The organism is Cupriavidus gilardii (assembly GCF_017598945.1).
GTDB lineage: Bacteria > Pseudomonadota > Gammaproteobacteria > Burkholderiales > Burkholderiaceae > Cupriavidus > Cupriavidus gilardii_E.
In genome coordinates this window covers 70,785-79,983 of the sequence record NZ_JAGFTW010000021.1, presented here as the reverse complement: position 1 = coordinate 79,983, position 9,199 = coordinate 70,785, and the positions used below count along the sequence as shown (strand labels likewise).

Annotated in this window: 7 protein-coding genes; 6 read left to right on the top strand and 1 reads right to left on the bottom strand. The window is 68.6% G+C overall.

The features are described 5' to 3' along the window. A partial coding sequence (locus J5T34_RS09140; protein WP_208579478.1) for a 2-C-methyl-D-erythritol 4-phosphate cytidylyltransferase occupies positions 1–650 on the bottom strand: 650 nt, incomplete at its 3' end. Positions 651–856: 206 nt separating this feature from the next. Between J5T34_RS09140 and mfd the strand changes: the two genes are divergently transcribed. From mfd to J5T34_RS09110, 6 genes are all read left to right on the top strand, one after another. Continuing rightward, complete coding sequence (gene mfd / locus J5T34_RS09135) at positions 857–4,342, top strand: transcription-repair coupling factor (RefSeq protein ID WP_208579477.1); 3,486 nt, start codon at positions 857–859, stop codon at positions 4,340–4,342. A 152-nt stretch (positions 4,343–4,494) separates the two neighbouring features. After that, a complete protein-coding gene (gene argE, locus J5T34_RS09130) occupies positions 4,495–5,709 on the top strand; it encodes an acetylornithine deacetylase (protein WP_208579476.1) in 1,215 nt (404 codons plus the stop codon). 184 nt (positions 5,710–5,893) lie between these two features. After that, the gene (locus J5T34_RS09125; RefSeq protein WP_244258783.1) at positions 5,894–7,345 is read left to right on the top strand and encodes an amidohydrolase; all 1,452 of its coding nucleotides are present in this window, start codon (positions 5,894–5,896) and stop codon (positions 7,343–7,345) included. 100 nt (positions 7,346–7,445) lie between these two features. Further along, entirely contained in the window at positions 7,446–8,300 is an 855-nt protein-coding gene (gene serB, locus J5T34_RS09120) for a phosphoserine phosphatase SerB (RefSeq protein ID WP_208579475.1), read from the top strand. A 337-nt stretch (positions 8,301–8,637) separates the two neighbouring features. Continuing rightward, positions 8,638–8,913: a hypothetical protein gene (locus J5T34_RS09115; RefSeq protein WP_208579474.1), complete on the top strand. Its 276-nt coding sequence runs from the start codon at positions 8,638–8,640 to the stop codon at positions 8,911–8,913. Then, positions 8,910–9,194, top strand: a complete 285-nt coding sequence (locus J5T34_RS09110; protein WP_208579473.1) for a hypothetical protein — start codon at positions 8,910–8,912, stop codon at positions 9,192–9,194. The genes J5T34_RS09115 and J5T34_RS09110 overlap by 4 nt, the downstream gene beginning before the upstream one ends. The last annotated feature ends 5 nt before the right edge of the window (positions 9,195–9,199 follow it).

Here is a 9,199-nt window from a genome sequence, read left to right as displayed (position 1 = left end):
GCCTGGTGGTCCACGACCGCCCCGCTGGCGGGCGCGTCCTCCAGCGCCTGGCGCGGGCCGCGGCCGCGGACCGTCTCGGGGGTCTCCGCCGGCCACAGCCCTTCGCGCGGCAGGGTGCCGCCGATGCGGGAGGGCTGGGCGGGCTGCACGGACGGGCTCCCTTGCAACGGTTCGGCCTCGGCGCGCTTCAGCGTATCGGGCACCGGCACCGCCAGGATGCCGCCGATCGCCGCGTCGGGACCGTCGCCATGGTCGCCTTCGACCGCGCGGATCAACGTATCGATCATCAGCGGCGTCAGCCCGGGACGCGCGGCGTCGTGCACCAGCACCCAGTCCTGATCCGCGGCACCCAGCTGGGCCAGATGGCGCAGCCCGTTCAGTACCGACTCATGGCGCGACTGGCCGCCGACGAAGGCCGTATCGAAGCGCAGCCCCGCAAACGCCGCCGCGCCGAAGCGCGCCTCCAGCGGCAGATCGTCCGGTGCGAGCACCAGCGCGGTCGCGCTGATCGATTCGCACGCCGAGAACGCCGCCAGCGCATACCAGATCATCGGATGGCCGGCCAGCTCGCGATACTGCTTGGGCAGGCCGGCGCCCGCGCGGCTGCCGCTGCCGGCACAGGGAATCAGGGCAAAACGTCGTTCGGACATGCGGCGGACTTGCGGATAAGGGATCGACTCGTTGCGCCAGCCAGGCCCCGCGATGGGTCGACCATGCGCGGTAGGTATTCCTTTGGCCAGCGGCACGAAATGCGGCGCCCGATGGCCGGGCGCTGCGCATTCTATAATACGACCCTCTTCTCGACACCCCCGCCCGCGCTGCCGGCGGGGCGTCGTCGTTTGATCCGAACCGCTTTATGCCCGACGCCAAATCGCCTTCCGCGCTACCCGTTTCCAACCAGTTGCCGCTGCTCAAGGCTGGCCAGCGCCATCACATCGCCGGCCTGCACGGCTCGGCCGATGCGCTGGCCCTCGCCGCCTATGCCCGCACGCTGCACGACAAGGCGCACGGCCAGGTGCCGATGCTGGCGGTAGTCTGCGCCAACGCGGTCGACGCGCAACGGCTCGCCGACGAGATCCCGTGGTTCGCGCCGGAGCTGCGCGTGCGCGTGCTGCCCGACTGGGAGACCCTGCCCTACGACAGCTTCTCGCCGCACCAGGACCTGGTGTCCGAGCGGCTGGCGACGCTGCACGACATCCAGACCGGCCAGTGCGACGTGATGCTGGTGCCGGCGCAGACCGCGCTGTATCGGCTCGCGCCGCCGGCCTTCCTGGCCGCCTATACCTTCTTCTTCAAGCAGGGCGAACGGCTCGACGAGGCCGCGCTGAAGGCGCAGTTCACGCTGGCCGGCTACGAGCACGTCAGCGCGGTGATGCGGCCCGGCGAGTACAGCGTGCGCGGCGGCCTGATCGACCTGTTCCCGATGGGCTCGGCGCTGCCGTACCGGATCGACCTGTTCGGCGACGAGATCGAGACCATCCGCGCCTTCGACCCGGACACGCAGCGCAGCCTCTATCCGGTCAAGGAAGTCCGCCTGCTGCCCGGGCGCGAGTTTCCGCTCGACGAGGCCGCGCGCACGGCGTTTCGCGGCCGCTGGCGCGAGGTGTTCGAAGGCGACCCAAGCAAGTCGCCGATCTACAAGGACATCGGCAACGGCGTGCCGGCGGCCGGCATCGAGTACTACCTGCCGCTGTTCTTCGAATCGGCGGCGACGCTGTTCGACTATCTGCCCGCGGGCACGCAGCTGGCGTACGTCGGCGCGATCGACGAGGCGATCCGTCGCTTCTGGACCGATACGCAGCAGCGCTACGACTTCATGCGGCACGACCGCGAGCGGCCGCTGCTGCCGCCCGCGCAGCTGTTCCTCAGCGAGGAGCAGTTCTTCAGCGGCGCCAAGCCGCTGGCGCGGCTGGTGCTGCAGGAGGGCCCTGGCGGACCCGATATCACGCCGCTGTCGGCCGCCCTGCCGGACGTCTCGGTCAACCGCCGCGCCGAGGACCCGCTGGTCAATCTGGAAGCGTTGCTGCTGCGCAAGCAGGCGCGCGTGCTGATGTGCGCCGATTCGGCGGGCCGCCGCGAGACGCTGCTGCAGCTGTTCGCCGACAGCGGCCTGCGCCCGCATCCGGTCGAGGACTGCGCGGCCTTCCTGGCCAGCGACGCACCGTTCTCGATCGCGGTGGCGCCGCTGCAGAGCGGCTTCGTGCTGCCCGGTGCCGACGGCCAACCCGGCCTCGCCTTCGTCACCGAGGCCGAGCTCTATGCGAATACCGCGCGCCGCGCCGGACGCCGCAAGCAGGAGCAGGCCAGCAGCGTCGATGCGATGGTGCGCGACCTGGCCGAGCTGAAGATCGGCGACCCGGTCGTGCACAGCGAACACGGCATCGGCCGCTACCAGGGCCTGGTCACGCTGGACATGGGCCAGGGCGAGGAGGAATTCCTGCACCTGGACTACGACAAGGGCAGCAAGCTCTATGTCCCCGTGCACCAGCTGCACGTGATCTCGCGCTATTCCGGCGCCGATCCGGAAACCGCGCCGCTGCATTCGCTGGGCTCGGGCCAATGGGAGCGCGCCAAGCGCCGCGCCGCGCAGCAGATCCGCGATACCGCGGCCGAACTGCTGAACCTGTACGCGCGCCGCGCGCTGCGCGAGGGCCATGCCTTCCAGCTGTCGCCGAAGGACTACGAGACCTTCGCCGAGAGCTTCGGCTTCGAGGAGACGCCGGACCAGGCGGCGGCCATTGCCGCGGTGATCGCCGACATGACCTCGGGCAAGCCGATGGACCGGCTGGTCTGCGGCGATGTCGGCTTCGGCAAGACCGAGGTCGCGCTGCGCGCGGCCTTCGTCGCGGTGATGGGCGGCAAGCAGGTCGCGATGCTGGCGCCGACCACGCTGCTGGCCGAGCAGCATTTCCAGACGCTGTCGGACCGCTTCGCCGACTGGCCGGTGCGCATCGTCGAGCTGTCGCGCTTCAAGACGAAGAAGGAAGTGGAGGCGGCGATCAAGCAGATCAACGACGGCACCGTCGATATCGTGATCGGCACGCACAAGCTGCTGTCCGACGACGTGCGCTTCCAGCGGCTGGGGCTGGTCATCATCGACGAGGAGCACCGCTTCGGCGTGCGCCAGAAGGAGGCGCTGAAGACCTTGCGCGCCGAGGTCGACGTGCTGACGCTGACCGCGACGCCGATTCCGCGCACGCTGGGCATGGCGCTCGAAGGGCTGCGCGACTTCTCGGTGATCGCCACCGCGCCGCAGAAGCGGCTGGCGATCAAGACCTTCGTGCGGCGCGAGGAAGACGGCGTGCTGCGCGAGGCCATCCTGCGCGAGCTCAAGCGCGGCGGACAGGTCTACTTCCTGCACAACGAGGTGGAGACGATCGAGAACAAGCGCGCGCGGCTCGCCGAACTGGTGCCCGAGGCGCGCATTGCGGTGGCGCACGGACAGATGCACGAGCGCGAGCTCGAACGCGTGATGCGCGATTTCGTCGCGCGGCGCGCCAATATCCTGCTGTGCACGACCATCATCGAGACCGGCATCGATGTGCCGTCGGCCAACACGATCCTGATCCACCGCGCCGACAAGTTCGGGCTGGCGCAGCTGCACCAGCTGCGCGGCCGCGTCGGCCGCTCGCACCACCAGGCCTATGCCTACCTGCTGGTGCACGATCCGGAAGGGCTGACCAAGCTGGCGCAGCGGCGGCTCGAGGCCATCCAGCAGATGGAGGAACTGGGCTCGGGCTTCTATCTGGCGATGCACGACCTGGAGATCCGCGGCGCGGGCGAGGTGCTGGGCGACAAGCAATCGGGCGAAATCCACGAGATCGGCTTCCAGCTGTACACCGACATGCTGAACGCCGCCGTCAAGGCGCTGAAGGCCGGCAAGGAGCCGGACCTGATGGCGCCGCTGGCAGCGACCACCGAGATCAACCTGGGCACGCCGGCGCTGTTGCCGAGCGACTATTGCACCGACGTACACGAGCGGCTGTCGCTATACAAGCGGCTGGCCAATTGCGAACGCCCGGAACAGGTCGACGACATCCACGAGGAGCTGGTCGACCGCTTCGGCCGCCCGCCGGCGCAGGCGCAGGCGCTGATCGAAACGCACCGGCTGCGCATCGCCGCGGTGCCGCTCGGCGTGCGCAAGATCGACGCCGGCGAGGCCGCGATCAGCGTGCAGTTCGTGCCCAATCCGCCGATCGATGCGATCCGCATCATCGACCTGGTGCAGAAGAACCGGCACATCAAGCTGGCCGGCCAGGACAAGCTGCGCATCGAGGCAAAGATGCCCGACGTGGCGGTGCGCGCGCAGACGATCAAGCAGACGTTGCGGCAGCTGGCTTGAGGGGATGACGGCATCGGTGGGATGGCGGGCGGCGGTTGCCCTCTCCCCGACCCCTCTCCCGCTGGCGGGAGAGGGGTCGGGGGAGAGGGCAAAGTGGACCTCACCACATATCCAGGTGTAGGATCGGACATCCCTCAGCGTGATCCTGCCGCATGTCAACCCATACCCCTGCCCTTACCGACGCGCTCACCGACGCCCCCGAACACTCCGCCCTCGACTGGACCCGCCGGCTGATCGAATTCGATACCACCAGCCGCGAGTCGAATCTTGGCCTGATCGAAACGGTGCGCGACCACTTCGTGGCCCGGGGCCTGAAGCCCCACCTGAGCTACAACCCGCAGCGCAACAAGGCCAATCTGCATGTGACCGTGCCCGCCGCCGACGGCAGCGAGCAGCGCGGTATTGTGCTGTCCGGGCATACCGACGTGGTGCCGGTCGATGGCCAGGACTGGAGCACCGATCCGTTCCGCCCGGCATTGCGCGACGGCAGGCTGTACGGGCGCGGCGCCTGCGACATGAAGGGCTTCATCGGCACCAGCCTCGCGCTGCTGCCCACGCTGCTGCAGGCGCGCCTGCGCGAACCGGTGCACTACGCGCTGTCGTTCGACGAGGAAGTGGGCTGCATGGGCGCGCCCTATCTGCTCGACGACCTGCGTGGGCGCGGCATCCAGCCGGCCGGCTGCATCGTCGGCGAGCCGACCAGCATGCGCGTGATCGTCGCCCACAAGGGCATCAACGCCTATCGCTGCTGCGTCAAGGGTCAGGCCGCGCATTCCTCGCTGACGCCGCGCGGGGTCAACGCGATCGAATACGCGGCCCGGCTGATCTGCTTCATCCGCGACCTGGCCGACGAATTCCGCGCCAAGGGCCCGTACGACGATGCCTTCGACGTGCCCTTCACCACCGCGTCCACCGGCACCATCCAGGGCGGCATCGCGCTGAACACGATCCCGGCGCTGTGCGAGTTCGTGTTCGAGTATCGCAACCTGCCGGGCGTCGATCCGGAAGCGATCCACGCGCGCATCCAGGCCTATGCCAACGACGTGCTGCTGCCCCGCATGCGCGCCGAGCATGCCGACGCGGACCTGAGCATCACGCGCATCGCCGCGGCGCCGGCCCTCGATGCCGCCGAGCGCGATGCCATCACGCAGCTGGTGCGCGCGTTGACCGGCGACAACGCGATCAGCAAGGTCGCCTACGCCACCGAGGGTGGGCTGTTCCAGCGCGCCGGCATCCCGGCCGTGGTCTGCGGCCCCGGCGACATCCAGCAGGCCCACAAGGCCGACGAATTCGTCGCGCTGGAGCAGCTCGCGCAATGCGAGGCCTTCCTGCACAAGGTCGTCGACAGCCTGCGCATCGCAGCCTGACGGTTCCCGTCGACACACCAAGACATCCACTCCCGGAGGCGCATCGCGCTTCCTCACCGATGGCCTGAACGGCCGGGCCTCGCATGGCCCGGCCGCATACACAAGGGGCACGCAGAGGCCCCGTTGCAGTACATGCCGCAACGACAACGGCAACGACCACAACGACATCAAAGGAGAACCCGACATGGCAGCACGCCGCTCCCCCGCTCACGCTCCCCACATCCGCTTCCGCCCGCTGCCGGCCGCCATCACGGCGCTCGCCGCGGCGGCCGGGCTGCTGGGCGCGTCCGCCCTCGTCTCGCCCGCGTTCGCGCAGACAGCACAGGCCCCGCAGGCTGTGTCCGCGCCCGCATCGCAAAGTCAGCCGGCCATCGGAGACCCGGCCCTGCACGCGCAGATCGAAACGCGCGCCAAGGCGGCCGAGGCCCGGCTGATCGCGTGGCGCCGCGACATCCACCAGCACCCGGAGCTGGGCAACTACGAGGTGCGCACCGCAAAGCTGGTGGCCGACCATCTGCGCAAGCTCGGCATGGAGGTCAAGACCGGCGTGGCCAAGACCGGCGTGGTGGGCCTGCTCAAGGGCGGCAAGCCGGGTCCGGTGGTGGCGTTGCGTGCCGACATGGATGCCCTGCCCGTCAAGGAGCGCGTCGACGTGCCGTTTGCCTCGAAGGCCAAGGGCAAGTACCTCGGCAAGGAGGTCGACGTGATGCACGCCTGCGGCCACGACACCCACGTCGCGATCCTGATGGCCACCGCCGAGGTGCTGGCCGGCATGAAGGACCAGCTGCCCGGCACCGTCAAGTTCATCTTCCAGCCGGCCGAGGAAAGCCCGGCCGATATCGAGCCGGACGGCACCAATATCTGGGGTGCCAAGCAGATGGTGGCCGAAGGCGTGCTGGAGAACCCCAAGGTCGACGCGATCTTCGGCCTGCATGTCAGCAGCGGCATCGAGTCGGGCAAGCTGGCCTGGCGCAGCGGCCCGGCAATGGCCGCCGCCGATCAGTTCTGGATCGACGTCAAGGGCCGCCAGACCCATGGTGCGCGTCCGTGGGGCGGTATCGATCCGATCGTGGTGTCGTCGCAGATCGTGCTCGGGCTGCAGACCATTCAGAGCCGGCAGGTCAATGCGATGCTGGAGCCGTCGGTCATCACGGTCGGTACGATCCACGGCGGCAACCGCATGAACATCGTGCCGGAGAAGGTCGAGATGATGGGCACCATCCGGACCTACGACGAAGGCATGAAGAAGGACATCCATGCGCGCATGAAACGCACCACCGAGTCGATCGCCGCCAGCTCCGGCGCCGAGGCGACCTTCCGCGTGGTCGAGCTGTACAACGCCACCGTCAACCAGCCGGCGCTGACCGAGAAGATGGCGCCGACGCTCAAGCGCGTGGCCGGCGACGGCAACTGGATGCTGGCGCCGAAGGCCACCGCGTCGGAGGACTTCTCGTTCTACCAGGAGAAGGTGCCGGGCCTGTTCTTCAATCTCGGCGTGACGCCCAAGGGCACCGACGTCACCAAGGCGCCGTCGAACCACTCGCCGGAGTTCTACGTCGATGAGCCGGCGCTGATCAACGGCGTGCGGGCCTTGTCGAACCTGACGGTCGACTACATGACGATGGCGCAGCGCTGATCGGCATGGCGCGGGGGCAGGCACGGGACGATTACAATAGCGTCCTTTCACCGTCGCCCCTGCTCTGTGCGCGGGGCGGCGCATGCCTCCGATCCTTTCCATGCCCCTGATCGTCCAAAGCCTGCACCCCATCGCCTCCCAGGATATCGACGCGTTGCGCGCCCTCGCCGACGCACCCGGCCTGAGCCTGCGCCGCGATACCGTCGCCACCGCCGAGGCCTGCGCGCCGCTCGACGCCCGGCTGCGCGATGCGCTGGAGGCATTCTGCGAGCCGCGCCGGCTGGACTGGGCGGTGCTGCCGACGCACCGGCGGCTGTCCGACTTCCGGCTCGTGGCGATGGACATGGATTCGACGCTGATCACGATCGAATGCATCGACGAGATCGCCGATTTCTGCGGCCTGAAGGCCGAGGTGTCGGCGATTACCGAGGCCGCGATGCGCGGCGAGATCACCGACTTCAACGAAAGCCTGCGGCGCCGCGTCGCGTTGCTCAAGGGCCTGGACGCCAGCGTGCTCGATCGCGTCTACGACGAGCGGCTGCGGCTGTCGCCTGGGGCCGAGCCGATGTTGGAAGCCGCACGCGCAGCAGGCCTGCGCACATTGCTGGTGTCGGGCGGCTTCGTCCACTTCACCGAGAAGCTCAAGGCGCGGCTGGGCCTGGATTTCACCCGCGCCAATACGCTGGAGATCGTCGACGGCAAACTGACCGGCCGCGTCGAAGGCGAGATCGTCAATGCCGAGGTCAAGGCCCGCACCGTGCGCGAAACCTGCGAGGCGATCGGCGCCGATCCGCAGCAGGCCATCGTGATGGGCGACGGCTCCAACGACCTGAAGATGATGGCCATCGCCGGCCTGTCGGTCGCCTTCCGCGCGAAGCCGGTGGTACGCGCGCAGGCCAGCGTGGCGTTCAATCATGTCGGGCTGGATGGGTTGCTGAATCTGTTCGCGGATTGATTTGCGCCCCGCGGCCGGCATGCTGCTGGCCCGCGCCGTCGTTCACTCACCGCCGCACTGCCCTCTCCCCCAACCCTCTCCCCCAACCCCTCTCCCGCAAGCGGGAGAGGGGAGCCGGTTTGCCGCCGCCGATCGTCCTTTCGATCGCGGAACGGTTGATTCCGTGCTGCCGGTGTTCTCCCTCTCCCGCTTGCGGGAGAGGGCCGGGGAGAGGGAAACCCCCGTCACCCGACGCACCCCACCGTCCACCAATACATTGCAAACAATATCAATAACTTGCATCTCCAAATACGAATCATTACCATTCGTGTTTTGAATCCGTAACAAATTCTTAGCGATGCAACTCTTTGCCGCTCTCCTCGGTCTGGCGGGCGCTGCCTGCCTGTATCTGGCCGGTCCCAATCAGGTGCTGCTGCGCCGACCGCCCCAGCGCCGCATGATGGCGTGGCTCGGCATCGTGCTGACCTCGGCCGGCGCGGTGGGCTGGTCGGTCGAGCACAGCTGGCCCTCCGCCATCGCCGCGACGCTGGCCACGCTCGGCACCGGCCTGTCGCTGTGGCCCTTCCTCGGCTGCTATCTGCACAAGCGCCGCGGCGGCGAGGAGCCGGCATGAACGGCGGCATCGGCACCAAATGGCTGGCCGGCACGCTGCTCGGCTTTCCGCTGTCGCTGGCGGTCTGCACGCTGGCCGTCCTGTGGCTGCCGGGCGGCTGGCAGAGCGGCATCATCGGCGCGATCACAGCCAGCCTGCCGCTGTGGGTGGCGATCATCAGTGCCAGCCTGCTGTTTGCCACCAGCCGCGCCGCCTGGCTCTGGCTGGGCGCGGCCAATCTGATCTGTTTCGGCGCGTTGTGGGGATTACGGCTGATCGCCGTGCCCGGCGCGGCCGCGTAAGGAGT